General features: G+C 66.9%; 23 protein-coding genes. 12 read left to right on the top strand and 11 right to left on the bottom strand.

Translation table 11 applies throughout. The annotated features are described in order from the left end of the window. The first annotated feature begins 11 nt into the window (after positions 1-11). Positions 12-698, top strand: coding sequence for a VldE C-terminal domain-containing protein (locus MTY59_RS16230; RefSeq protein WP_221042058.1), 687 nt, complete (start codon positions 12-14; stop codon positions 696-698). A 279-nt stretch (positions 699-977) separates the two neighbouring features. Beyond that, positions 978-1265: a DUF732 domain-containing protein gene (locus tag MTY59_RS16225; protein WP_221046475.1), complete on the top strand. Its 288-nt coding sequence runs from the start codon at positions 978-980 to the stop codon at positions 1263-1265. 34 nt (positions 1266-1299) lie between these two features. Here the strand turns inward: MTY59_RS16225 and MTY59_RS16220 are convergent, their stop codons facing one another. Then, positions 1300-1809, bottom strand: a complete 510-nt coding sequence (locus MTY59_RS16220; protein WP_250160576.1) for an Rv2253 family sensor-like surface protein — start codon at positions 1807-1809, stop codon at positions 1300-1302. Between the two features lie 73 nt (positions 1810-1882). Continuing rightward, on the bottom strand, positions 1883-2368 hold the full coding sequence (locus tag MTY59_RS16215; RefSeq protein WP_250160871.1) for an NUDIX domain-containing protein: 486 nt from the start codon (positions 2366-2368) through the stop codon (positions 1883-1885). 106 nt (positions 2369-2474) lie between these two features. Here MTY59_RS16215 and MTY59_RS16210 point away from each other — a divergent pair, with 106 nt between their 5' ends. Both MTY59_RS16210 and MTY59_RS16205 read left to right on the top strand, forming a co-directional pair. Further along, positions 2475-2846 (top strand): nuclear transport factor 2 family protein, encoded by a 372-nt coding sequence (locus MTY59_RS16210; protein ID WP_221042056.1) that lies wholly within the window; start codon positions 2475-2477, stop codon positions 2844-2846. A 239-nt stretch (positions 2847-3085) separates the two neighbouring features. After that, positions 3086-4813, top strand: a complete 1728-nt coding sequence (locus MTY59_RS16205) for an NAD-binding protein (RefSeq protein ID WP_221042055.1) — start codon at positions 3086-3088, stop codon at positions 4811-4813. Between the two features lie 23 nt (positions 4814-4836). Here the strand turns inward: MTY59_RS16205 and MTY59_RS16200 are convergent, their stop codons facing one another. Next, entirely contained in the window at positions 4837-5706 is an 870-nt protein-coding gene (locus tag MTY59_RS16200) for a tetratricopeptide repeat protein (protein WP_221042054.1), read from the bottom strand. A gap of 76 nt (positions 5707-5782) precedes the next feature. After that, positions 5783-6661 carry an LLM class flavin-dependent oxidoreductase gene (locus MTY59_RS16195; protein ID WP_221046473.1) on the bottom strand — a complete coding sequence of 293 codons (879 nt, stop codon included), beginning with the start codon at positions 6659-6661 and terminating at the stop codon, positions 5783-5785. A gap of 57 nt (positions 6662-6718) precedes the next feature. On the opposite strand from MTY59_RS16195, the gene MTY59_RS16190 reads away from it, so the two are divergent. Together MTY59_RS16190 and MTY59_RS16185 are read left to right on the top strand one after the other, a co-directional pair. Beyond that, positions 6719-7141, top strand: a complete 423-nt coding sequence (locus tag MTY59_RS16190) for a VOC family protein (protein ID WP_415822366.1) — start codon at positions 6719-6721, stop codon at positions 7139-7141. Between the two features lie 46 nt (positions 7142-7187). Continuing rightward, entirely contained in the window at positions 7188-7577 is a 390-nt protein-coding gene (locus tag MTY59_RS16185; RefSeq protein ID WP_221042052.1) for a VOC family protein, read from the top strand. A 12-nt stretch (positions 7578-7589) separates the two neighbouring features. Here the strand turns inward: MTY59_RS16185 and MTY59_RS16180 are convergent, their stop codons facing one another. From MTY59_RS16180 to cysD, 3 genes are read right to left on the bottom strand one after another with little or no spacing between them, the layout of a single operon-like run. Next, complete coding sequence (locus tag MTY59_RS16180) at positions 7590-8075, bottom strand: Rrf2 family transcriptional regulator (protein ID WP_221042051.1); 486 nt, start codon at positions 8073-8075, stop codon at positions 7590-7592. A gap of 57 nt (positions 8076-8132) precedes the next feature. After that, entirely contained in the window at positions 8133-9974 is a 1842-nt protein-coding gene (gene cysC, locus MTY59_RS16175) for an adenylyl-sulfate kinase (RefSeq protein ID WP_221042050.1), read from the bottom strand. Then, positions 9974-10903 carry a sulfate adenylyltransferase subunit CysD gene (cysD, locus tag MTY59_RS16170; RefSeq protein ID WP_221042049.1) on the bottom strand — a complete coding sequence of 310 codons (930 nt, stop codon included), beginning with the start codon at positions 10901-10903 and terminating at the stop codon, positions 9974-9976. Before cysD ends, cysC begins: the two co-directional genes overlap by 1 nt. Before the next feature lie 200 nt (positions 10904-11103). On the opposite strand from cysD, the gene MTY59_RS16165 reads away from it, so the two are divergent. Further along, a complete protein-coding gene (locus MTY59_RS16165) occupies positions 11104-11544 on the top strand; it encodes a PaaI family thioesterase (protein ID WP_221042048.1) in 441 nt (146 codons plus the stop codon). Positions 11545-11566: 22 nt separating this feature from the next. On the opposite strand, the gene MTY59_RS16160 is transcribed toward MTY59_RS16165, so the two are convergent. Further along, positions 11567-12058: a beta-class carbonic anhydrase gene (locus tag MTY59_RS16160; protein WP_221042047.1), complete on the bottom strand. Its 492-nt coding sequence runs from the start codon at positions 12056-12058 to the stop codon at positions 11567-11569. 214 nt (positions 12059-12272) lie between these two features. Here MTY59_RS16160 and MTY59_RS16155 point away from each other — a divergent pair, with 214 nt between their 5' ends. From MTY59_RS16155 to MTY59_RS16140, 4 genes are read left to right on the top strand one after another with little or no spacing between them, the layout of a single operon-like run. Beyond that, positions 12273-13250 carry an ABC transporter permease gene (locus tag MTY59_RS16155; protein ID WP_221042046.1) on the top strand — a complete coding sequence of 326 codons (978 nt, stop codon included), beginning with the start codon at positions 12273-12275 and terminating at the stop codon, positions 13248-13250. Next, complete coding sequence (locus MTY59_RS16150) at positions 13247-14173, top strand: ABC transporter permease (RefSeq protein ID WP_221042045.1); 927 nt, start codon at positions 13247-13249, stop codon at positions 14171-14173. Before MTY59_RS16155 ends, MTY59_RS16150 begins: the two co-directional genes overlap by 4 nt. Next, positions 14170-16005 carry a dipeptide ABC transporter ATP-binding protein gene (locus tag MTY59_RS16145; protein ID WP_221042044.1) on the top strand — a complete coding sequence of 612 codons (1836 nt, stop codon included), beginning with the start codon at positions 14170-14172 and terminating at the stop codon, positions 16003-16005. Before MTY59_RS16150 ends, MTY59_RS16145 begins: the two co-directional genes overlap by 4 nt. Positions 16006-16012: 7 nt before the next feature. Beyond that, positions 16013-17695, top strand: coding sequence for an ABC transporter family substrate-binding protein (locus MTY59_RS16140; protein WP_221046472.1), 1683 nt, complete (start codon positions 16013-16015; stop codon positions 17693-17695). Here the strand turns inward: MTY59_RS16140 and MTY59_RS16135 are convergent. The 3 genes from MTY59_RS16135 to MTY59_RS16125 all read right to left on the bottom strand — a co-directional run bounded on the left by MTY59_RS16135 (position 17682) and on the right by MTY59_RS16125 (position 22790). Then, positions 17682-18926: an alpha/beta hydrolase gene (locus tag MTY59_RS16135; protein ID WP_221042043.1), complete on the bottom strand. Its 1245-nt coding sequence runs from the start codon at positions 18924-18926 to the stop codon at positions 17682-17684. The genes MTY59_RS16140 and MTY59_RS16135 overlap by 14 nt on opposite strands. Positions 18927-19023: 97 nt before the next feature. Beyond that, positions 19024-21645, bottom strand: coding sequence for an AAA family ATPase (locus tag MTY59_RS16130; RefSeq protein WP_221042042.1), 2622 nt, complete (start codon positions 21643-21645; stop codon positions 19024-19026). After that, positions 21642-22790 carry a metallophosphoesterase family protein gene (locus tag MTY59_RS16125; RefSeq protein WP_221042041.1) on the bottom strand — a complete coding sequence of 383 codons (1149 nt, stop codon included), beginning with the start codon at positions 22788-22790 and terminating at the stop codon, positions 21642-21644. The genes MTY59_RS16130 and MTY59_RS16125 overlap by 4 nt, the downstream gene beginning before the upstream one ends. 213 nt (positions 22791-23003) lie before the next feature. On the opposite strand from MTY59_RS16125, the gene MTY59_RS16120 reads away from it, so the two are divergent. Further along, complete coding sequence (locus tag MTY59_RS16120) at positions 23004-23201, top strand: hypothetical protein (RefSeq protein WP_221042040.1); 198 nt, start codon at positions 23004-23006, stop codon at positions 23199-23201. Positions 23202-23945 lie beyond the last annotated feature (744 nt).

Genomic DNA, 23945 nt, shown 5'->3' with positions numbered 1-23945 from the left:
AGCTGCTGGTCGTGGGCGTGAAGGTGTTCGCCAGGGGCCGCGGGCGATGGCTGGCGATCGCGGCGTCGCTCGTCGTCTCCGCCGCCATGATCCACGCGCAAGGCACCAAGACGCGGTGCTGCGTCGAGACGCCCGCGCCGACTCCCGCCACCAGCGCCGCCGCCGCGCGGCCGCCCGCCAGCGCACCGCGCACCGCCACTCCGGCCGAGGTGGAATCGCTGACCGCGCTGGCGCCGCCCGCCCCGTCCGCCGGCCAGCAATTCCAGCTCGCATTGCCTCATAGCGTGGGATCCGAGGAACGGTTGCAGGTCAAGACCATCTGGGCGGCCCGCGTCATCACCGTGCTCTTCCCCCAGATCAAGACCATCTACGGATACCGCGAGGATCCGTTGCCGTGGCATCCCAACGGGCTGGCGATCGACGTGATGATCCCGAACTACCACTCGCCCGAAGGCATCGAGCTCGGCAACCAGATCGCCGGCTACGCCTTGGCGAACGCGAAGCGATGGGGCATCAACCACGTCATCTGGCGGCAGAAGATCTACCCGGGTGTCGGCGGGGGGAACTGGATGGCGGACCTGGGCTCGGAGACCGCCGACCATTACGACCATGTTCATATCGCGACCGGCGGAGGCGGCTACCCAACCGGGCACGAAACCTATTACATCGCCTCGATGACCCCCACCCCGCAGGACTGATCCGCTAAGTCATCACCCAGCAACAGGATCGGCCCTTCCATAGCACGCACCGCGGGCAGGTCCGACGGGTCGACGCATCCGATCAGCCCACAGCACCGCCCTCCGATGTGGTTGCCACGGAAATGGTCTTCGATTGCTGACGCAGGACATAGTTGCTCAATGCTGGTTTGCCAGCTTTTGCTGTTCGTCGGGCAATCCCGCACCGCACGCCGCATACTGAGGCCGTTGTCACTATCACTGAGAGAAGGAGCCAAAGTGAAGACTGTTTGCGGGCTGCGCATGTTATGCATTCCGGCTGTCGTTGCTGCCGCGTTAACGGTAGGTAGCGGGATCGCCTCCGCCGACGATGACGGATACCTGGGCCAATTGAAGAAGATCGGCGTGGTGTGGCAGCCGGGTGGCGAAGGCACGCTGATCTCGCTGGGGCACGCCATCTGCTCGGATCGCGCCGCAGGCAAGACTCCGGACGAACTGGCGACCGATGTTCATTCCGGGTTGAGCAGTTCCTTCAACTACGGGGACGCCACGGCCATCGTGAGCGCGGCGGAATCGAACTACTGCCCCTAACCAATCCTAAGGCGTCGTCGTGACGGCGTCTCCGTCATGCCGGCCCGGCGGCGAACGCCGCCACCGGCATTTCGACGCTCCCCTTGCAGGGACCGCTGTTGATGTCGGTGTGCCAGGTCCCGCGTAGCGACCCATCGGGCTGCGGTGTGTAAAAGGCCCACGACCTCGCGGGGGCCCACACCTTCGAAACGCCTTCGCCCATATAGCAATCCCATTGGAAGTCGAAGCGCTCAACCCACTTGGCGCCGTCCCAGGTGTAGTGCGAAGGCTGGGGCAGCGTCGGGTTCTTCGGCGCGGGGCCGTCGGTGGCGGTGGCGACGCACCTGCCTGACGAGCACGCGGTGGTGAAGACGTAGTCCGCGCTGAAGGTCGGTTCGGATTGTGTGGCGGCAAGGCTGGTACCGGTTTTGCTGGCCGCATACCTCACCAGTGAGTATCTGCCGTTCCATGACGGTGCCAGCGCATGCGCGCCTATGCCGGGTGCGCCGACGATCGACGCGGCGACGGCAGCGACCATCGCAACTACCCGAAACCTCGGCCGCATTGCGTCAATGGTGGGCGTTCGATGACGCGGCGTGATCTCGGCGCGGACACGATCGCGGCGTCGTCGCGGGTTTTCATCCCACTCGCAGTAGGAACAACCCATAGGCGGCGATCGACTGCGCGTCGGCGATCACTCCCCCGCGAATCATCCGCTCGACTTCTGCACGCGCAAACCACGCACTGCGCATGTCCTGTTCCTCGTGCTCGCGGTCGGCTTCTCCCTCGGCAATACCGGTGGCCAAAAACACCCAGCCCCGCTGACTGGTCATTCCCGGTGCGACGTCGAGCTGGCCGAGTGCCTCGAACGACGTTGCGCTCAACCCGGTTTCCTCACGCAATTCGCGCTCGGCCAGCTCGGCCGGTTCGGCGTCGACCAGGTCGGGAGCGGTGCCTTGCGGAAACTCCCAGCGTCGCTCACCGAGCGGATAACGAAACTGTTCGACCAATCGGAAGCGGTGCCCGTCGTAGGGCATCACGAGCGCATAGGTCGGCTTGTCGACGACGCTGTAGATGCCCTTGCTGCCGTCTGGGCGGCGGATGTCGTCCTCTCGCAGCACCATCCACGGGTTCCGGTAGACCTCACGAGTCGCGAGGCGTTCGATGAAAGTCACGACGCCAGTATTGCCCTGAATACCGTGGCGACGGCGAGGAGTAGCGTCCGAAGCTATGCCGTCCCCAGAAGCCATCACCGAGACCGTCAAACGCTACCTCGCGCTGGTCGCAACAGGCACCGCCGACGACATCGTGACCCTCTACGCCGCCGACGCCACGATCGAGGATCCGATCGGATCCGACATCCGCCGCGGCCACGACGCCATCCGCGCTTTCTATGCGGGCTTCCAAGACGCCAAGAAGGACACCGAACTCGCCGAAATACGGATCGGCGACGGCGAAGCCGCCTTCTTCTGGCATCTGACGCTCGACGCCGGTGACAGCCGCACCCGAATCTCGCCGATCTCGACGATGTCGTTCGACGGGGACGCCAAGATCACGTCGATGCGCGCTTTCTGGTCGCCCGCCGACGTTCAGGTCTTGTAAGCCGGCCGGGCGCCTCGCCAATTCTGTTGGCTGACGGCTCAACTCGGGATGCACCCGAGTATGCCCTGCACGAGGGTGGGGGCCCGCCCTCCACCGCGCTCCCCCATCAGTTCGAGCAAGCGACGATGCGGTCGATTATCTCCCTGAAAATTCACGACATGTCGCGCTGGCATCAATCGGCATAGTGCCCGATAGTCGTAACAACAAGTGAGCGCCAATGTCATCAGAGGTGGGGACACATGAGCACGCGCCGCCACATCATCGTCAGTGGCGACGACGCGCTCGCGACCACCATCGCCGAGGAACTGAACCGCGCGGGCGCCACCATCATCAAGCTGCACAGCGAGGAGCTCGCCAGCGCCGATCTTGCCCGCGCACACGCCATCGTCTGCGCCGGGGATGACGACGCAAAGAATCTCGAAATCGCCTTGCTGGCAAGGAAAACGAATCCGCGCGTGCGCGTGGTCGCCCGGTTGGGCAACGACGTGCTGCGCGCCGCGGTGGCGGCCGACAATGGCCCCGGCGCCATCCTCGATGTCCCCGACCTGGCGGCGCCGTCGGTCGTCGAGGCCTGTTTGGCGAGTAACACCCATCCGGTCGAGGCGGCCGGCATCAAGTTTCTGGTGTCGGGGGCTGAGGCGCCACGCGACGCGACCCTTCGCGAGATCTACGGCGACCTGGCACCGGTGGCAGTGATTCACGGCGAGAACTCCGCCACGCCCGACGAGGTGGTGCCCTGTCCCGGACGAGATCATCGGGTGCGCGCGGGTGACTGGACGGCCATGATCGGCAGCGCCGATGAGCTGGCCGCGCGCGGCATCAAGACGCCCCGACCGAGCGCGACACGCTCTCGCCAATCGTGGATGCGGCGACTTTCGGACGCCGCGCGCGCCATGCGGGACGACGTCAATCCCATGCTCTTCCCCGCGCTGCTGCTCGCGCTCAGCCTATTGCTCGCGTCGACGGTCGTCGTGCACTTCTCCTACACGAAGCCGCGGTTGTCCTGGCTGGACGCCATGTATTTCACGGCGGAGACCATCACCACCGTGGGATTCGGCGAATTCACGTTCCTCCATCAATCCCCGTGGCTGCGAATTTTCGCCGTCGCGCTCATGTTCTCCGGGGTGACCACCACCGCGCTCCTCGTGGCATTTCTGGCCGACTTGCTGCTGTCGCGCCGCTTCGTCCAATCGGCCGGGGTCCGGCGGGCACGCCATCTGCGCAACCACATCATCGTCGTCGGACTGGGCTCGTTCGGCAGCCGCGTCGTCGGCGATCTGACCGCCGCCGGATACGACGTCGCGGTGATCGAGCGCGACGAGAACAACCGATTCCTTTCGACCGCAGACGAACTCGACGTACCGGTGATCTTCGGGGACGCGACGCTGCGCCAGACGCTGGAGTCGGCCCGCGTCGACCGCGCCCGCGCCGTCGCGGTGCTGACCCAGGACGACATGGTCAACATCGAAACCGGGATCGTGCTGCGCGAGATGCTCGGTCCCCGGGTGATGCCAGAGGTCAACCGGCCCGACGTGCCGATCGTGCTGCGCATCTATGACCGCACCCTGGGCGACGCGGTGGCCAAGCGGTTCGGTTTCGAGAACGTCCGCTCGACCGTCGACCTGGCCGCGCCCTGGTTCATCGGCGCCGCGATGGGCCTGCAGGTGCTTGGGACGTTCTCGGTCGGGCAGCGTTCGTTCATGGTCGGCGCCATGCACGTGGCGGCCGGCAGCGAGCTCGACGGGCTGCGGATGTTCGAGATGTCCACCCAAACCCGGGTCATCGCAATCACCCGTCGCAATACACCCGTCGAGCTGCACCCTCGCCGGGATGCATGGCTTCGCGGCGGCGACACCGTCTACCTGGTCGGGCCGTACCGCGAGCTGCTGGAGACGCTGCGCAAGGGGCAGCCGCCGCAGGAGCCCGCCGTCAACGAGGAGCGCCCGGCGGATAAGGCGACGACCTGAGGACTCTCAGGGCCACATCCGGATCAGGAAGCTGACCAGCCCAGCGCACCCACGCCCGATCCGTTGGCGCGTCCGACCTGCCGGGCGCACCGTTCGGCCAGCTCGTGGCGGGCGGCGACCGTCACCGGGTGCTCTTCGCCGAGCACCCGCGCCTCTTCGTCGACCAATCCCGCCCACGCGGCGACCTCGTCAGTGACGCCGGCCCGATCGGGGGCCCACAGCGTCAACATGTGCCGGGCCATCAGCAGGTGAACGTGATCGTCGCCCAGCTTGTCGCGCAGATCGTCGACCAACGACTCGAGCTCGTCGACGGCCCCGGGGACGTCGCCCGCGCGGCCCCGCCAGATCGCCAGCATCAGTCTGGTTCCCAGGGTGTCGGCGTGGTCGTCACCGAGCACGCGGCGGCGCGCGGCGAGGACTTCTTCCCCCTCGGCCATTGCGCCTACGACATCGCCGATCTCCCAACGCTTCTCGGCGATCTTCTCGCGGGCAACCAGCACGCTCTCGTGCTCGCCGCCCAAGATGCGCTGTTCGTCGGCGAAGAGCTGCGACCACTCGGCAAGCGATGACAGTGAGGGTTGTTGCCGGCCTGCCAACAGGTGGCGAGCGGTCAGGGTGCTGAGGTGGTCGCGACCGAGCACCTCGACCAGGTCCGGTATCAGCCGCGCGAACTCGTCGTAGGCGACGGCTTCCTCACCCGCCCGCAGCTGCAAGGTGGCCAGCGACACCTTGAGTTCCAGGACCGTCGCATGGCGCTCGCCCAGCGTCGCCCGGCAGAGCGTGACCAGCTCGTTTGCCTGCCGCGCCGCCCCGGCGTAATCGCCGTGATTCGCGCACTCCGTCATCAGCCCGGTCAGTTCGGCCAGCGGGGCGGGCAACTCCTGCTGCGTCATTCGCTAATGAAATCGCCGCCGCGCCGGCGCGGCAATTCACCCCGATCTACCTGTGTCGATGCCGCAAGACGGTTGGTTACAGCCGCGCCGCCACGTCCGCGGCGCGACGTACTTGGTCGACATCCGAGCTCGTCGGGATGAGCTGAACCTCGTCGGTGCCGATGTCCTCGAACCGGCGCAACACGTCCAGCAGCTCGTCTTCACTGCCGGCCCAGCCGGTCATCGGCGCCATCGCGTCGACGTATTCGGCCGGTATCCAGTTCATGTAGCGGCGCAGATGGCGGTGGATCTGGTCGCGAGACTCCTCGGGGGACCCGAACGCGAACCAGAATGACGTGATCAGGTGGGGTTTGGGCCTGCCGGCCTGGGCCCAGGCCTCCCGGGTCACGTCGAACAGCTCGTTCTGCTTGGCGACGTCGAGGTCCAGGGTGGTGCCCGCCAGCCCGTCGGCCCACGCGGCCGCGCTGCGGATGGTTTTCGGACCGATGGTGCCGACGAACAGCGGCGGACCGCCGGACTGGACCGGCGCGGGCCCGACTGGCAGCACCGAGTCGGTGGTCTTCTCCCCCGCCCAGACGCGCTTCATCACGGCAACGCGTTCGGCCATGCCGCGCATCGTCTGCGTCGCCGGGTCGGCGCTCACGGCGTGGTAGTCCTCGTGCCGGCCGCCCACCCCGATGCCCACGGTCAACCGGCCGCCGCTGAGCAGGTCACCGGTCGCCAGCCCCTTGGCGAGCATGACGGGATGGTGCAGTTGCGGCACGATGACGGTCGTCAGCAGCCGCACCCGGTTGGTCCAGGCGGCCAGCGCGCCCAGCAACGTCAGGTTGTCGGGGTTGTCGAAGGCGATCCGCTCGCCCCAGCACAGCGACGAGAACGGGCCTTCGTCGATGGCGCGCGCCCAGGTCTCGAGCACCGTCGCATCCAGATCCGGCTCCATCACCGGCATCGTCATCGCAATCCGCACGACGGCGATTCTGGCATGTTTGATCTGCGGCCCTTCAGTGGAACCATGGGGCGAGTGGCGTTCACGAGTAGTTCCATCGCACATGTCCGGCTGACCGTGACCGATATCGAGCGGTCGCGGCAGTTCTACGAGAGCGTGTTCGGTTGGCCGGTGTTGATCGAAGTTCCCGAGAACGCCGACGAACCCACCCGCGATCAGTTGGGCTTCCTGTTCGGCGGGGTCATCTACGACCTCGGCGGGACGCTTCTCGGACTGCGGCCGGTCGCCGCCGACCGGTTCGACGAGGACCGCGTCGGACTCGACCACATTGCCTTCCGGATCGCCAGCAAAGATGAACTGGATTCGGCCGCAGCGCATCTCGACGAACTCGGCGTGGTCCACGAGCCGGTCAAAGACATCGGACCGTCCTACATCCTGGAGTTCCGCGATCCCGACAACATCGCCCTGGAGCTAACCGCACCCAAGTAGCGCTGCGTTGTCGCGCCCGCATCGGAGTGGTTGACTGGAAAGAACTATGACCATCAGTTTCAACCACACCATCGTCGCGTCCCGCGACAAACGCGAATCCGCCGAGTTCCTCGCCGAGCTGTTCGGCCTGCCCGGCCCAAAGCCCTTCGGCCACTTCATGGTTGTGGAACTCGAGCACGCCGCGAGTCTCGACTACGCGGATGCCCCCGAAGGCGCGGATATCCCACGCCAGCACTACGCGTTTCTCGTTACAGAGGACGACTTCGACGCGATCTACGGCAAGATCCAGTCGCGGGGTCTCGAGCACTGGGCGGACCCGGGGGCCAAACGGCCGGGCGAGATCAACCAGCGGGACGGCGGGCGCGGCGTGTACTTCCTCGATCCATCTGGGCATGCCATGGAGATCCTCACGCGCCCCTATGGCTCTGGCAGCTGAAAAGCGCTGTACCTAGTCGCCGGTGCGCGCTGTGCCGTGCCGCTGGCTTTCCTGCTTGCGATAGTCGTCGGCCAGCGCCGCGACATGCTTGGGCAGGCCGCCGGTGGCGACGTCGGCCAGCGTCGTCTCTTCCAGCACCGACCGCATGCTGGCCCGCAGCGCGCGCCAGACGTCGGTGAGCGCGGCCGTCGGTCCCGAGTACGGCAAGTCGCCGAGCCCGATGTCACGGACGCTGGCCAGCGGGCCGTCGATGCAGCGCAACACGTCGGCGATGCTGATGTCTTTCCCGGACCGGGCCAATTCGTAGCCGCCCTCGCGACCTCGGTGGCTTCGCACCAGCCGGTCGGTGCGCAGGTTGGTCAGGATGTCGACGAGAAATTGCGGCGGAATGCCCTGGGCCTGGGCCAAATCGTCGGTCTTCACCAGCGTTCCGTCGGGCACCGTGGCGAGCTGAATCATCGCCCGCACGGCATACTCCGCCTTCGCCGACATGCGCACTCCCAGGATTGTGCCACCCGACGACACAATTTCGGTGCAGCCTGGCTGATCGGACGGCTACCCGCGTGATTCGAGCAGGTCGATGATCCGCTGCGCCTGCTCCTCGGCGGTACTGTCCGGGGTGAGCCGCAGGTCGGGGTCCACCGGCACCTGATACGGACTGTCGATGCCGGTGAACTGGCTGATCTCACCCGCACGTGCCTTGGCGTACAGACCCTTGGGATCACGCTTTTCGCATTCCTCGATCGGGGTGTCACAGAACACCTCGATGAAATCGAAGCCGGCCTCTGCGTGCACGTTGCGGGCCAGTTCGCGTTGCTCGGCCAGCGGGCTGATCGCCGGCACCAGCACGACGTTGCCGCAGTCGGCGAGCAGCGCCGCCACATGCGCCAGCCTGCGCAGGTTTTCGGCTCGGTCGGCCATGGAAAAGCCCAGGTCGGCATTCAAGCCATGCCTCAGATTGTCACCGTCGAGAACGTATGCCGGAGTTCCCTTTTGCAGCAGCTTCTGCTCGACCAGCATGGCCACCGACGACTTGCCGGAGCCGGACAAGCCGGTGAACCACACCGTCCTGCCTCGAGGCCGTGCCGCAGCGATGGCAGATGACTTGTGCCGCACCGTGTTCGGGCTCGCAGCCTGCGCCGAGGCGTCGCGCAGCACCATGCCGGCCGCAACCGTTCCGTTGGTGTGCGGGTCGATGAGGATGAACGAACCGGTGCTGGCGTTGCGCGTGTACTCGTCGAGCAGCAGCGGCACCTGGGTGCGCAGCGAGATGCGGCCGAGTTCGTTGAGCTTCAACGCCGTTGCTGTTTTGTCGCGATGCAGGGTGTTGACGTCGAGCCGGTAGTCGAGCGCGGTCACCCTGGCATGCGTGGTGCGGGTGGTGTGCTTGATGACGTAGTCGCGGCCGGGTTCGAGGGCCGCATCGTCGGCCATCCAGCACACCGTCGCGTCGAACTCCTGCGCGACCCGGGGCTGGTTGTGGGTGCGGGCGATCAAATCGCCGCGCGAGATGTCGATCTCGTCGGCCAGGGTCAGCGATACGGCCATCGGCGAGAACGCTTCTTGCACCGGACCATTGGGCCCATCGATGGCGGTGATCCGGGTTTGTTTACCCACAGGCAGCACCACCACTTCATCGCCGGGACGCATGACCCCGCTGGCGACGGTACCGGCGTAGCTACGGTGGTCCTGATGCTCGCGGGTGTGCGGGCGGATGACGTACTGAACCGGGAACCGCACGTCCACCATGTTGCGGTCACCCGCGATGTACACCTCCTCGAGATGCGACAGCAACGCCGGTCCCTCGTACCACGGTGTCTGGTCCGACTTGGTCACCACGTTGTCGCCGTGCAGGGCGGATAGCGGGATGGTGGCCACGTCGTGCACGTCCAGGCGCGCGGCGAACGCGTGGAATTCGTCCCGGATCGCCTCGAATTTCTCTCTGTCCCAATCGATCAGATCCATCTTGTTGACCGCGAGCACGATGTGCTGAATGCCCAGCAGGGACGCCAGGAACGCGTGCCGGCGGGACTGTTCGAGCAAGCCGTGGCGCGCGTCGACCAGCACGATCACCAGTTGGGCGGTCGACGCGCCGGTCACCATGTTGCGGGTGTACTGGATGTGTCCGGGCGTGTCGGCGATGATGAATTTCCGCTTGGGAGTGGCGAAGTAGCGGTAGGCGACGTCGATCGTGATGCCCTGTTCGCGCTCGGCCCGCAGGCCGTCGGTCACCAGCGCCAGGTCGGTGTAGTCGTGACCGCGGTCCTTGGAGGTCTGTTCCACCGCCGCCCACTGGTCTTCCATCACGGCCTTGGAGTCATAAAGCAGCCGACCGATCAGGGTCGACTTGCCGTCGTCGACGGAACCCGCAGTGGCCAAGCGCAGTAGCGTTGTCATCAGAAGTATCCCTGCCGTTTGCGGTCTTCCATGCCGGCCTCGGAGATCCGGTCGTCAGCTCGGGTCGCCCCGCGTTCGGTCAGCCGCGACACCGCGGTCTCGGCGATGACCTCGTCGACGGTGGCGGCCCGCGATTCCACGCAGCCGGTGCACGTGACGTCACCGACGGTGCGGAACCGCACCGTCGCCTCGAACACGGGCTCGTCATCGCGCGGGTGCATGTTCTTGTCGACCGCCAGCAGCATGCCATCGCGGCGAAACACCTTGCGCTGGTGGGCGTAATAGATCGACGGCAGTGCGATGTTCTCGGCGCCGATATAGGACCAGATGTCGAACTCGGTCCAGTTGGACAGCGGGAACACCCGGATGTGCTCGCCCTTGTGATGCCGGCCGTTGTAGAGATTCCACAGCTCAGGGCGTTGCGCCTTTGGATCCCACTGGCCGAACTCATCGCGGAAGCTGAACACCCGTTCCTTCGCGCGCGCCTTCTCTTCGTCGCGGCGCGCTCCCCCGAACGCGGCGTCGAACTTATTCTCCCGGATGGCGCGCAGCAGCGTGACGGTCTGGATCGGGTTGCGCCCTTGGCGCGGCTCGACGACCCGGCCGGCGTCGATGTCCTCCTGGACTGAGGCGACCACCAGGCGCACGCCGTGCTCGGCCACCAACTCGTCGCGGGTCGCGATCACCTCGTCGAAGTTGTGCCCGGTGTCGACGTGCATCACCGGGAACGGCAGCCGCCCGGGCCGGAACGCCCGCAGCGCCAGGTGCAGCATGACGATGGAGTCCTTGCCGCCCGAGAACAGCAGTACCGGGCGCTCGAACTCCGCGGCGACCTCACGAATGATGTGGATCGCCTCCGCCTCCAGCGAGCGCAGATGACTCAACTCGTACTGTCCGGCGGCGGGGGCCACCGTCACATCACTGGTCATAGCTTCCTTCGATTAAAACCTGGTAGAACTGACCATATTTGGCATTTTAACGATAAATGAGACCAGCCCGCCCCGGCGCTGTCAACCACAGGACCTGCGGCCGCCGGATCGGCCTGGCCCGCACGCCGGTCACCGGACAGATCGCGTCAAGAGTCCCGACGGCACTTTTGCGGCCGGTTGGGGTGCGAAAACATGGACGGATGACTGCCACCCCGGAAACCGCCGGACCATCCGCGCCGAGCGGTCGCGACGTCATCGCGCAGTTCCTCCCCCAATCCCCGTTCGTCGTCAAGCTGGGCATCGTCGCCGAGCGCCTCGAAGAGGACGAAGTGCGGCTGCGGCTGCCCTGGGACCCGTCCAATGTGACCATCGGCGACATGGTCCACGGCGGCGCCATCGCCACCCTCGCCGATCTCACCGTCATGGCGGCGGCGTGGTGCGGCGCGCACGCACCGCCGGAGCTGCGGGGCGTCACGGTGTCCCTCACGCTGGACTTCATGGCCCCGGCCCGGGCCACCGACGTGATCGGCGTGGGACGGGTCCTGCGGCGTGGCCGGTCACTGGTCAACTGCGAGGCCGAGATCGTCGACCCGCAGGGCACGCTGGTTGCCAAGGCGCTGGCGACCTACAAGGTCGGTTGAGGTCGCCGGCGGCCGACGGCGATCAGGGCTTGATTTCCTCGAGCTTGCCGGTGGCCACGTCGAAGACGAATCCGCGCGCGGAGACGTGCTTGGTGACGAACGGGCTGTCCTCGATCCGGCGCAGCGATTGCCGTACGTCCTCGGCGAGATCGGCGAAAGCCTCCGCCGCCCACGGCGGTTTGATCCCGGTCTCCTCCTGGATGCTGCGCTTGAAGTCGTCGTCGGTGAAGGTGAGCATGCCGCAGTCGGTGTGGTGAATCAGGATGATCTCCCGCGTCCCCAGCAATCGTTGACTGATGGCCAGCGAACGGACGACGTCGTCGGTGATGACTCCGCCGGCGTTGCGGATGACGTGGGCCTCCCCCTCGTTGAGCCCGAGGATGCGGTAGACATCGAGCCGGGCGTCCATGCACGCGACGACGGCGACATGTTTGCCCGGCGGCATCGGCAGCGGCCCGTCGAAAGTGCTCGCATATTTGGCGTTGTTGGCCAGGTATTCGTCGGTAACCGTCACGCAAGCCTCCTCGGGAGTGTCGCGGCCTGAACCGTGCTGCGTTTGCTGCCCGGCTCGGTACCGCGGTGGATCCTAACAACCGATCGCACGCGATTCACGCATGAAAATCAACCGGATCGGAAGGAGATCGAACGCGCCGGGCGACCGCATCGCGCGACGCTGTACCGGCGGCTCGATAGCCTGTCCCAATGCGACGTGGGGTGTGCGGACCGGCATGACTCGGTTTCTGGCACGCCGGTTGCTCAACTACGTGGTGCTGCTGGCGCTGGCATCGTTTCTGACGTTTTGCCTGACGTCGGTGGCCTTCAGGCCACTGGACAGCCTGCTGCAGCGCAGCCCGCGCCCGCCACAGTCCGTGATCGATGCCAAGGCCCACACGCTCGGCCTGGATGAGCCGATACCGATCCGCTACGCGCACTGGGCATCGCACGCCGTGCGCGGTGACTTCGGCAAGACCATCACCGGCCAGCCCGTCGGGACGACGCTGTGGCGTCGCGTCGGAGTGACCCTGCGCCTGCTGATCATCGGTTCGCTGGTGGGCACCGCATTGGGCGTCGCGGCCGGGGCGTGGGGCGCCATTCGGCAGTATCGACTCAGCGACCGGGTGGTCACCATGGTGGCGCTGCTGGTGCTGAGCACCCCGACATTCGTGATCGCCAGCCTGTTGATCCTCGGCGCGCTGCGGGTGAACTGGGCCGTGGGCCTGCACATCTTCGACTACACCGGGGAGACTTCACCGGGCGTGACCGGGGGGACCGGCGCGCACCTGCTCGACCGATTACGGCATCTGGTCTTGCCGTCGCTGACCCTGGCGCTTGCCGCCGCGGCGGGATACAGCCGTTATCAGCGCAACGCGATGCTCGACGTCCTGGGCCAGGACTTCATTCGCACCGCGCGCGCCAAAGGGCTCACCCGCCGGCGGGCGCTGGTCAAGCACGGGCTGCGCACCGCGCTTATCCCGCTGGCCACGCTGTTCGCCTACGGGGTGGCCGGCCTGGTGACCGGGGCGGTATTTGTGGAGAAGATCTTCGGCTGGCACGGCATGGGTGAATGGCTGGTGCAGGGCATCGCGACTCAGGACACCAACATCATCGCGGCGATCACCCTGTTCTCCGGTGCGGTGGTGCTGCTGGCCGGGCTGCTCTCGGACGTGTTCTACGCGGCCCTCGATCCCCGGGTCCGGGTGTCATGACGGCCCAGGCGAACATCGATGGCGCCCATGGTTTTTCGGGGCACGAGGTCGCGGACTTCACCTCGCGGCGCACCCTGGTGCTTCGGCGGTTCGCCCGCAACAGGTTCGCGGTGGCGTCGCTGGCATTGCTGGTGCTGTTGTTCGTCGGCTGCTACGTGCTGCCCGCCGTGCTGCCGTATTCCTACGAGGACCTGGATTTCACCGCGCTGCTGCAGCCGCCGAACGCGCGCCACTGGCTGGGCACCAACGCGCTGGGTCAAGATCTGCTGGCGCAGATTTTGCGCGGGATGCAGAAGTCGATGCTGATCGGCGTCTGCGTCGCGGTCATCTCCACCGGCATCGCGGCCACCGTCGGGTCGATCGCGGGCTATTTCGGTGGCTGGCGCGACCGTGCGCTGATGTGGGTGGTCGACCTGTTGTTGGTGGTACCCAGCTTCATCCTCATCGCCATCGTGACACCGCGCATCAAGAGCTCGGCCAATGTCGTGATGCTGGTCCTACTGCTGGCCGGGTTCGGCTGGATGGTCAGCTCGCGCATGGTCCGCGGCATGACCATGAGTCTGCGGGAACGCGAATTCATCCGTGCCGCACGGTATATGGGGGTTTCCAGCCGCCGCATCATCGTCGGCCACGTGGTGCCCAACGTGGCATCCATCTTGATCATCGACGCCGCGCTCAACGTCGCGTCGGCCATCCTGGCCGAAACCGGCCTGAGCTTCCTGGGTTTCGGCATCCAGCCACCCGACGTGTCACTGGGCACGTTGATCGCCAACGGCACCCAATCCGCGACCACCTTTCCCTGGGTGTTCCTGTTTCCCGCGGGAGTGCTGGTGCTGATCCTGGTGTGCGCCAACCTCACCGGTGACGGCCTGCGCGATGCGCTCGACCCCGGCAGCGCGGGCCTGAGCGGGGGGAGCCGATGAGCCCGCTGCTCGAGGTAACCGACCTGGCGGTCACGTTCCCGACGGGTGGCGACCCGGTGACCGCGGTGCGCGGTATCAGCTACCGCATCGAACCGGGGGAAGTCGTCGCCATGGTCGGCGAATCCGGTTCGGGGAAGTCCGTTTCGGCGATGGCGGCCATCGGCCTGTTACCCGAGTACGCACAGGTGCGCGGCTCGGTGCGGTTGCACGACACCGAACTGCTGGGCCTCGGCGACGACGCGATGTCGCGGTTCCGCGGCAAGACGGTCGGCACGGTGTTCCAGGATCCCATGTCCGCGCTGACACCCGTCTACACCGTCGGCGACCAGATCGCCGAGGCGATCGAAATCCACCAGCCGCGAGTGGGCAGAAAGGCCGCTCGTCGGCGTGCCGTGGAACTGCTCGAGCTGGTAGGCATCGCGCAGCCGGAGCGACGCGCCCGCGGGTTTCCGCATGAGCTGTCCGGCGGCGAACGGCAACGGGTGGTCATCGCGATCGCCATCGCCAACGACCCAGACCTGTTGATCTGCGACGAGCCCACCACCGCGCTGGATGTCACGGTGCAGGCGCAGATCCTCGAGGTGCTCAAGACGGCGCGCGACATCACCGGCGCCGGGGTGCTCATCATCACCCACGACCTCGGAGTGGTGGCCGAATTCGCCGACCGCGCCCTGGTCATGTACGCCGGGCGGGTCGTCGAATCCGCTTCCGTGCCTGACCTTTACCGCGACCGCCGCATGCCGTACACCGTCGGGCTGCTGGGCTCGGTACCCCGACTGGACGCCGCCCAGGGCACCCGGTTGGTGCCGATCCCCGGTGCGCCGCCGTCGCTGGCGGGCCTGGATCCCGGGTGCCCCTTCGCGCCCCGCTGCCCGCTGGCCATCGACGAATGTCGGCTCGCGGAGCCGGAATTGGTTTCCGTCGGCGCCGATCACCGGGCGGCCTGCATCCGCACCGATCAGGTCGACGGCCGAAGCGCCGCGGACATTTACGGGGTGAGCACCGACGCCCGCCAAGCGGAATCCGCCGGCACGTCGGTGGTCGTTCGGGTGCGCGACCTGACCAAGACCTACCGGCTGACCAAGGGCGTGTTGCGCCGTAGCGCCGGTGAGGTGCGCGCCGTCGACGGCGTCAGTTTCGAATTGCGGCAGGGTCGCACCCTGGGCATCGTCGGCGAATCGGGTTCGGGCAAGTCGACCACCCTGCACGAGATCTTGGAACTCACCGGGCCCGAATCGGGTTCGATCGAGGTGCTGGGCACCGACGTCACCGCGTTGAGCGCCGCGAGCAGGCGGGCGCTGCGGCGCGACATCCAGGTCGTGTTCCAAGACCCGGTCGCGTCGCTCGACCCGCGGCTACCGGTGTTCGAGCTGCTCGCAGAACCCCTGCGGGCCAACGGGTTCGACAAGAGCCGCACTAACTCGCGCGTCGCCGAGCTGCTTGAGATCGTGGGGCTGCGCCGCGCCGACGCGGTCCGTTACCCCGCGGAGTTCTCCGGCGGGCAGAAGCAGCGCATCGGCATAGCGCGTGCGCTCGCTCTGCAACCGAAGATCCTGGCGCTCGACGAACCTGTGTCCGCGCTCGACGTGTCCATCCAGGCCGGAATCATCAACCTGCTGCTCGACCTGCAGGAGCGGTTCGGCCTGTCCTACCTGTTTGTCTCCCACGATCTTTCGGTGGTCAAGCACCTCGCGCACCACGTCGTCGTGATGTACGCCGGCGCGATCGTGGAGCAGGGCGACAGCCGTCAGGTCTTCGCCGACCCGCAACACGAATACACGCGGCGGCTGCTGAACGCGGTACCGCAACCGGATCCGGACCGACGTGTCTAGGCCGGCGGTGGTCACGGCGGGTGCGGGCACCCGGTTCGCGCAGGCGTTCTTCGCGATAGCCCTTGTGTTGTCGGGCTGCTCGCCGGCGGTCAGCCTGATTCCGGAGACCGGGCACAACGCACAGATCGGCTCGACGAGCGACGTCAACCCACACGATCCGGCGACCCTGCAAGACGGCGGCGACCTGCGACTGGCGCTGACCGACTTTCCGCCGAACTTCAACATCTTGCACATCGACGGCAACTCGGCCGACGTCTCCGCGATGATGAAGGCCACCCTGCCGCGGGCGTTCGTCATCGGGCCCGACGGCTCGACGACGGTCGACACCGACTACTTCACCAGCATCGAGCTCACCGGCACTGCGCCGCAGGTGGTTACGTACACGATCAACCCCAAGGCGGTGTGGTCCGACGGCACGCCGATCACCTGGGAGGACATCGCCAGCCAGATCCACGCCCTGAGCGGCGCCGACAAGGCCTTTGAGATCGCCGGGCCCAGCGGCGCCGACCGCGTCGCGTCGGTGACCCGCGGCGTCGACGACCGGCAGGCCGTCATGACGTTCGCCAAGCCCTACGCCGAATGGCGCGGCATGTTCGCCGGCAACGGAATGCTGCTGCCCAAGAGCATGACCGCCACCCCGGAGGCGTTCAACAAGGGCCAGCTGGAGGGGCCGGGCCCGTCGGCCGGCCCGTTCGTCGTCTCGTCGCTGGATCGGACCACCCAGCGGATCGTGTTGAGCCGCAACCCGAAATGGTGGGGCGCGCGCCCCCGCCTAAACAGCATCACGTACTTGGTGCTCGACGACGCCGCGCGGTTGCCTGCCTTGCAGAACAACACGATCGACGCCACCGGTGTCGGCACGATCGACCAGCTGACCATCGCGCAGCGCACCCAGGGAATCTCGATCCGGCGTGCGCCCGCTCCGGCCTGGTCTCATTTCACGTTCAACGGCGCCCCGGGTTCGATCCTGGCCGACAAGGCGCTGCGCGTCGCGGTGGCCAAGGGGATCGATCGGCAGACCATCGCCAAGGTCGTCCAGTACGGCCTCACCAGTGATCCTGTGGCACTGGGCAATCATATCTATGTCGCCGGGCAGCAGGGCTATCAAGACAACAGCTCGGTCGTGCCCTACGACCCGGCCGCGGCCGGGCGGGAGCTTGACGCGCTGGGCTGGAAACGGGTCGGGCAGTTCCGGGAGAAGGACGGCCGGCCGCTGGTGATCCGTGACTTGTTCTACGACGCCCAGGGCAGCCGGCAATTCGCCCAGATCGCCCAGCACAGTCTCGCCCAGATCGGCGTCAAGCTCGAGCTGGTATCCCGGTCGGGCAGCGGCTTCTTCACCAACTACATCAACGTCGGCGCTTTCGATATGGCCCAATTCGGTTGGCTCGGAGACGCTTTCCCGCTCTCGGCGCTGACCCAGATCTACAACTCCGACGGGGAGAGCAACTTCGGCAAGATCGGCAGCGAGCAGATCGACGCCGCGATCGAAGGCACGCTGGAAGAACTCGATCCGGCCAAGGCGCAGGCATTGGCCAACAATCTGGACAAGATGATCTGGGCGGAGGGATTCAGTCTTCCGCTGACCCAGTCGCCCGGCGATGTCGCGGTGCGCAGCACGCTGGCCAATTTCGGCGCGGCCGGTCTCGCCGACCTCGACTACACCGCCATCGGGTTCACACGGAGTTGAGCCGCCGCCGCAGCCGATTCGGGATCGGCAGGGCACCTTCGGCGACGGCCGCCGCGCCGAGCGCCTTCCACAGCAATCGCACCTCCGGGCGCGGGGGGAGCGCATCCAGCGCCGACGCCTGTGCGACAAGCCCATTCAGGTCGCCGCGCTGGACCGCATCGGCACTGGCGAGGGCGACCGGCTCACGGAAATCCAGCGCGCTGTGCGCCATGTTCGGCAGGCTCAACAGCACCGCATTGGGCAGCAACGACGCCACGCGTTGCGCGACGGCCGGCGGCGTGATCAGGTCACGACCTCCGGAAACCACCGCGGTGGGCCAGTCGAATTTCGGCATTTCGGCCGCCAGGTCATAGGGCTCGTCTTCGAAAGTCACTCGGTGCGTTCGTGTTCTGCTTTCGGCGACCGCGGGATCGAGCGGTAGACCGTCGGGTTCGGCCGCGTAATCCAGTTCGCGGAACGCGATGCGGCTCACCAGATCTTCTTCGTACCGAAACGGCAGATTGCTCAGGGTGGTGAACCGGGATAGTGCCCACCACAGCAGTTTTCTGCCATCGAGCAACAGGTCGAGTTGCCGCTCGAGCAGTTCGGCTCCGCCATAGCCGTAGATCGTCGCGACAACCTGTGTTGCCGTCGCGTTCATCACACCGGCGTCGACAAGCTTGCGCATTTTTGGTGCCACCGAAGCGGTTTCGGGGCTGTCGCCCTTCAGCAGCAGCCGGCGGATCGCGCGGCGCACGATGACGATGTCGTGCCGCGACAGCAGCGGTGAATCGAGCACCATGCCGCGCACCCGGTGCGGATGGCGCACCCCGACGCCGGCCGCGATGTAGGTGCCGTATGAGGCGCCGTAGATGCCGGCCGACTCCGCTTGGACGTCGTCCAGCACCGCCGCCACATCGTCGACCACCTGGTTCACGGTCAGTGACTGCGGAGGCAGATCAGCACCCGAATCGTCGTGGCGCGACATCCCCACCCCGCGGTGCTCGATCATGATGACGTCGAGACCGGCCGCCGCCGCCCGCCGCCGCAGCCCCTTGTACATCTGCACCGAAGCCACTCCCGGGCCGCCGGGGATGATGACCAGCGGATGAGCGGACTTGTGGCCCGCGCGCACGTAGTAAAGATCGAACTCTTCGGCGCTGTGCGGTGAGATCGGCCGGCGCACGGGCCGCACGCCGGGCAATTCCGCCAACTTCTCCTGTATCCGGCTGCGCTTCGCGGTCATGGTCATTCGGCTAGGCCCCCCATGATCCCATTCTGCAGGCAAGGCGCCAGTGCGGCGATGAATCGCTGTGATCAGCGATAACGGCGGAGGTCAGCCACCAGGGCTAGGCGCTGATATCGATGCGGTGGGCGCCCTTGACACCGTCGTAGCGGTCGGGGCTGCAGGTGAGGACGATCACCTGCCCGTGGGTTCCCACGGTGTCGAACAACTCCCCCATCTTGGTCAACCGGTCCGGGTCGGTGAAACCGAGCGCGTCGTCGACCACCACCGGGACGGCGTCCTCCTTGGCGACCAGGGCCGCCCCGGCCAGCCGCGCCAGGATGCCGAGTTGCTCCTTGGCGCCGCCGGATAGGGATTCGTATGGCACCGTGATGCCATTCAGCGTGCGACTACGGATGCACAGGTCGCTGTCGATGTCGACCTCGAAAGTCGGGCCGAAGACCGGGCGGCCGAGCCGCTGCAGCTCCGAGCGATAGGGCTCGACGTAGCGCCGCCGGGTGGTGTCGCGGTGGCGCGTCATGACCGACCGCAGCAGTTGCGCGGCGCGGGCACGGCCGCCCACTTGACTGTGTTCGTGGGCGGCGTGCTCGCGTTCGGTTTCCGCGGCGTCGAGCTTGCCTTGGCGTCCCTCACTGCCGAACACCGAGAGTTCGATCGTGATCTCACGCAATGCGCGGGCGGCTTCCTCGTAGCGTTCGCGCAGCGAGTCGGCTTCCTTTTTGGCATCGGCCAATTCGGTCTCGACCGCATCGGGTGCGGCCGCGGCCAGCGCTTCGGTGAGTTCGGTTTCACGCTGTTGCGCGGCCTGCGCCGCACCCAGGGCCGTGGCCGCGGCGGCCGCGAGTTCGTCGTCGCCGGCCGACGCGCGTTCGGCGGCCAGCCGGCCGGCGGCGGCGTCCAGCTCGGCGCGTTGAGCCTGCAGGGTGTTCTGCAGAACCGTTGCCCGCGTGGACAACTCCGCGAGCCCGGTGGCGGCGGTGGTGGCGGCGTGTCGGCGTGCCTCGCATTCGCTCGCTGCGGCCGCTCCAGCCTGAAGGGCCGCGGTGAGCTCGGCGCGGGCGACGCCGATGTCGGTGAGAACGGGTTCGGCCCCTGCGGGGTGTTCGGCGCGCAATTGCGCCAGCCGCGACCGCAGCTCGTCGGTCTGTTCGTCACCGCACAGGCCGGCCAGAGTTGCGGTGAGCTGGTCGCGGGTGCTGTGCAACTCGCGGCGGCGCTGGTCGGCAGAGCGTGCCGCGGCGAGATCGCTCACCTCACCGGCCGCCAGTGCGGCTGCCATCTCCTCTTGTGCCGCAGCGTGTTTGGCGTGAATGTCCAGTGTGGTCGCGCCCGGGGTGACCCGCGCGGTCAGGACACCGGCAACCTCCACCGCGGTGGGTCCGGCCGCGGTGGTCGACCAGCTCTGTCCGGCCGGCAGGGAGATCTGCCGGCCGCCCACGATCAGCTGAATGTCTGCGGCGGCGGTGAATTCGATCGCCGCCGACGTCAGCGCCAACTGGTCGCCGGTGCGATCGACGGCAGCCGCGGCGTCCTCGATGCGTCGCAGCATCTCCTCGGTGACGGCGATGGTGCCGAGCTCGACGGCGATCCGTTCACGATCCCGTTCGATGGCATCGATCTTGGCCAGCCGGGCGGTCAACCGGTCGGCCTCTTCGCGGTTGGCGAGTTGGTCGACCGTGCACCGCGCGGATTCGGTCCGGCGTTGCAGCTCGGCGAGCGCCTCGGTGGCCTGCTGCAGCGCGGCGCCGGCCGCCTCGGCCTCGGCATGCGCCGCCGCTTGGGCTGCCACGGCTTGTTGCGCCTGCGTTTGCGTTTCGGCGACGGCGACCGCGCGGGTGTCGATTTCGGCGAGCAGTTGCCGGCGCGCGGTGTGGGCTCCGCCGGCCGCGGCGGCGGTGGCGGCGGCGGCCTCGGCGACCAGCTGGGCTTCACGTCGCTGCGCGGTCAGCGCGGCGATCTTGTCGGCGGCTTGCTGCGCGGCGGTGACCCGCGGCCCGGCGGCGATGCGGCGCTGGGAGAAGTCGGCCACCTGTTGGGTCAGCACGGCATGGCGGGCCACCCGGTCGTCGACCTCGGCGACCGCCGCGGCGCACTCGGCGACGGCGGCCTCGGCGTCGGCCAGCCGGGCGATCGCGGCGGCCCACTCGCCCGTCGGACGTCCGGTCGGGGTGAAGTAACGCCCGTATTCGGCGTCGATGCGCTCGATGAGCAAGGGCTCGGTGCCGCATAGGCCCCCGCTGTCACCGGCGGCCACATCGAGCGCGCGCGAGAGCGCGTCGCACCCGGACAGATCCACCGCGGCGGTCGACGCGGACTGCAGCACCCGCTGGGCGTGCCACAGGTCGCTGTCCACCGTCTCGGCCAGCATCGCCCGGACCCGCTCGTGGGCCTCGTCGCCGGTCAGCTGTTCGCGGTACGGCCGGACCACGGTCAGCTCCGTCTCACACTTCTTGTGAAACCGCTTGCGATAGATGAAACGGTAAGGGCCGCAACTTATTTCGGCGGACACCTCGGAGCCCACGTCACTGTGCGTGGGTTTGACCTGCTTGACTTCCTTCTTCGTCGAGCGGTCCCGCGCCTCCAGGAGAAGATCCAGGGCTTCGATCATCGACGACTTGCCGATCTCGTTGGCGCCGCACACCACGACGACGCCGTGGTCGGGGAAGTCGATTTCGCGGTGCGATATGCCGCGGTAGTTCGTCAGGACCAACCGGCGCAGCTTCACGCCGCGCCCCGGTCGGTGAGGCGCAGCAGTAGCGCCAGCGCCGCCTGCGCGTCGACCGCGGTCGCGCAGTCTTCGCGCGCCGTCGCCACCAATTCTTCGACGGCCGCGGCCGCGAAACCTCCGATGCCCAGATCGTTGAATTCGCCGTCGGCGGGGATCACCGCCAGATCGGTGTGACGTTCCCACAGGCCCAGCCACGCGAACAACCGTGCGTATTTGTCGAGGCAGGCGTCCAGCGCGGCGCGGTCGGTGACCGTCAGCGACCCGGTAAGGGCGAGGCGCACCACGGTTCGGTCCTTCTCGGTCATCAGGTCCAGGTTCATGTCCAGATCGGCGATGTCGCGGCTGGTGTCGACCTGCCGATGCATCGTGACGAACCGCCAGCTGCCGAGGTGCCGCGGCGTCACGGAGACCGCGCGCTGCGGGTCGGCCTCGTCGATGTCGACGATCAGGACGTGGCCGGGATCGGCTTCGACGTCGTCGAAGTTGGTGACTTCCGGGGAGCCGGAGTACCACACCCGGCCACTGCCGCCGACCTGAGTGAGTGAGTGCTTATCCCCCAGCGCCACATAGTGCACCGCGCCGCGGGTCAGCGCGTCGTCAACCGTGGCGAGCCGAATCAGCGAGGGCTTGTCCCGGTCGGGGTCCAGCACGTCGACGCCGCCGTGCGCGACGAGGATCCGGGTGCCCTCCGCCGCGGGCAGGTCGTCGAGGACGTCGGCGACCAGGTCGGTGGTCGGTACCTTCGACCGCCACGGTGCGGCGAGTATTTCCAGCCCGGGACGCACCTGATGGACCCCGGCCTGATCGAGCACCACCACGTTGTCGGGACGCTCGGCGGTGAACAGCGCGCTGGTGTACACCGACGAGGCGTCCAGGGGGTCGTGGTTGCCCGGCAGCAGGTACACCGGGATTCCGATGGCGCGCATGGCTTCCAGGGACTGCCCGATCACCTTGGGCGGGAGCTGATTGTGTTCGAAGACATCACCAGACACGACGACGAACTCGGCGCCCACCTCTGCTGCCAGTGCGCCCAGACCGGAAACCGCGTCGCGGCGGGCCGCCGAATAGCGCGGCTGCGCGTCGCCGGCGAGGAAGTGCCGGGTCATGCCCAACTGCCAGTCGGCGGTGTGCAGGAATCGCATGCCGGCGACCCCCTTTCGAAGTGCGTGTTTACCTGGGCATCGAGAGTTTAGGTCTGCGCACCGACAAGACGCGGGACCTCGATCGGCAGGTCTTGGTCTGAGAAATCCGGCGGTGTCGGAGGGCTCCTCGGCATCGCGTTGAATCCGGGGCAACCGGATCAAGGCCCCATTCAGGAACTGCTCGCGACCATGCTTCAAATAAGTTGCGCGAGTGTGAATCTGCCTGAAGGCCTGCACGAGTCGCTGCGGTCAGCAAATCTCGGCATCCGCTGGCCCGACTCGAACCACACTGGAAAACCACACTTTCGATACGATCTCACGAAACTCAACGAGCTTGAGGCTGCTGTGCATGCGGCACAAGCTAACTTGGCGGGTTTTGAGGCCTGCCTGGATTCGGAAACGCCGGGTTAGTGTAGGCCGGTGTCTGAGGCTCATCGCCGGGATTCGGATTCATTACCGGTGGTGGTCCGGACTCTGGCTCAGCTGATGGAGGCGGGGGTGCCCGATGTTCGGGCGGTGGCGGCTTTGGCACCAAGTAGTTCTTCCACGCGCCCGGTGGGTTCGGTGCAGGGCCGATAGTGTTATCCGGCCAGCGCCATGAACAGCTACCGGAAGCACCCCCGAAATCGCCTGCAGGAATGGTCAACCCAAAACCCATAAAACTTCCACCGATGGGGGCATTGCCACCTGGACCACCCAGGTTCCATCCACCATATTCGCAGTGCCAGTGCGTGCTGTTCTCTTCGACAGGAAAATCGCAGTAGTACGTCGTGGCCCCGGCCTCGAAAGTACTTCCGCCAACACCGGGATAGTCGCACACGCCGGGGCCTGGAAGATTGCCACCCGGCCCAGCCCAGGCCACCGGCGAATTAAGGATTACCCACCAGGCAACCTCCTGCGCCACAAGTAATCTAATTCCCGTGCGCAACGACTCTTTCACTGTAACGCCTTCTGGCTTCGGCAATGGGCAGCGCGTGCCTCGAGCGGGGACTGCTATTCCAAGTTCTACAACTCCCGGGACAACTTCGCAGAGGTTTTAAGATTCGTCCCCATTAGGGTGATTCTGGCCATCGCCGCCGAGACTGTGCTGGCTCTCGGCCGGCCATCTCCACTCACTGCGCCTACCGGATACAGCCGAGCTCGGCCATTCCGTCT

It is taken from the genome of Mycobacterium senriense (assembly GCF_019668465.1).
In the GTDB taxonomy this organism is placed as follows: domain Bacteria; phylum Actinomycetota; class Actinomycetes; order Mycobacteriales; family Mycobacteriaceae; genus Mycobacterium; species Mycobacterium senriense.
Note: the sequence above shows the minus strand (reverse complement) of the source record. Positions and strands in the feature narration are given on the sequence as shown.

Coding starts and splice junctions, on each gene's coding strand:
- MTY59_RS16225 (WP_221046475.1), top strand. CDS start 978: ATGTTATGCATTCCGGCTGTCGTTGCTGCCGCGTTAACGGTAGGTAGC.
- MTY59_RS16220 (WP_250160576.1), bottom strand. CDS start 1,809: ATGCGGCCGAGGTTTCGGGTAGTTGCGATGGTCGCTGCCGTCGCCGCG.
- MTY59_RS16215 (WP_250160871.1), bottom strand. CDS start 2,368: ATGGTGCTGCGAGAGGACGACATCCGCCGCCCAGACGGCAGCAAGGGC.
- MTY59_RS16210 (WP_221042056.1), top strand. CDS start 2,475: ATGCCGTCCCCAGAAGCCATCACCGAGACCGTCAAACGCTACCTCGCG.
- MTY59_RS16205 (WP_221042055.1), top strand. CDS start 3,086: ATGAGCACGCGCCGCCACATCATCGTCAGTGGCGACGACGCGCTCGCG.
- MTY59_RS16200 (WP_221042054.1), bottom strand. CDS start 5,706: ATGACGCAGCAGGAGTTGCCCGCCCCGCTGGCCGAACTGACCGGGCTG.
- MTY59_RS16195 (WP_221046473.1), bottom strand. CDS start 6,661: ATGACGATGCCGGTGATGGAGCCGGATCTGGATGCGACGGTGCTCGAG.
- MTY59_RS16190 (WP_415822366.1), top strand. CDS start 6,719: ATGGGGCGAGTGGCGTTCACGAGTAGTTCCATCGCACATGTCCGGCTG.
- MTY59_RS16185 (WP_221042052.1), top strand. CDS start 7,188: ATGACCATCAGTTTCAACCACACCATCGTCGCGTCCCGCGACAAACGC.
- cysC (WP_221042050.1), bottom strand. CDS start 9,974: ATGACAACGCTACTGCGCTTGGCCACTGCGGGTTCCGTCGACGACGGC.
- cysD (WP_221042049.1), bottom strand. CDS start 10,903: ATGACCAGTGATGTGACGGTGGCCCCCGCCGCCGGACAGTACGAGTTG.
- MTY59_RS16165 (WP_221042048.1), top strand. CDS start 11,104: ATGACTGCCACCCCGGAAACCGCCGGACCATCCGCGCCGAGCGGTCGC.
- MTY59_RS16155 (WP_221042046.1), top strand. CDS start 12,273: ATGACTCGGTTTCTGGCACGCCGGTTGCTCAACTACGTGGTGCTGCTG.
- MTY59_RS16150 (WP_221042045.1), top strand. CDS start 13,247: ATGACGGCCCAGGCGAACATCGATGGCGCCCATGGTTTTTCGGGGCAC.
- MTY59_RS16145 (WP_221042044.1), top strand. CDS start 14,170: ATGAGCCCGCTGCTCGAGGTAACCGACCTGGCGGTCACGTTCCCGACG.
- MTY59_RS16135 (WP_221042043.1), bottom strand. CDS start 18,926: ATGACCATGACCGCGAAGCGCAGCCGGATACAGGAGAAGTTGGCGGAA.
- MTY59_RS16125 (WP_221042041.1), bottom strand. CDS start 22,790: ATGCGATTCCTGCACACCGCCGACTGGCAGTTGGGCATGACCCGGCAC.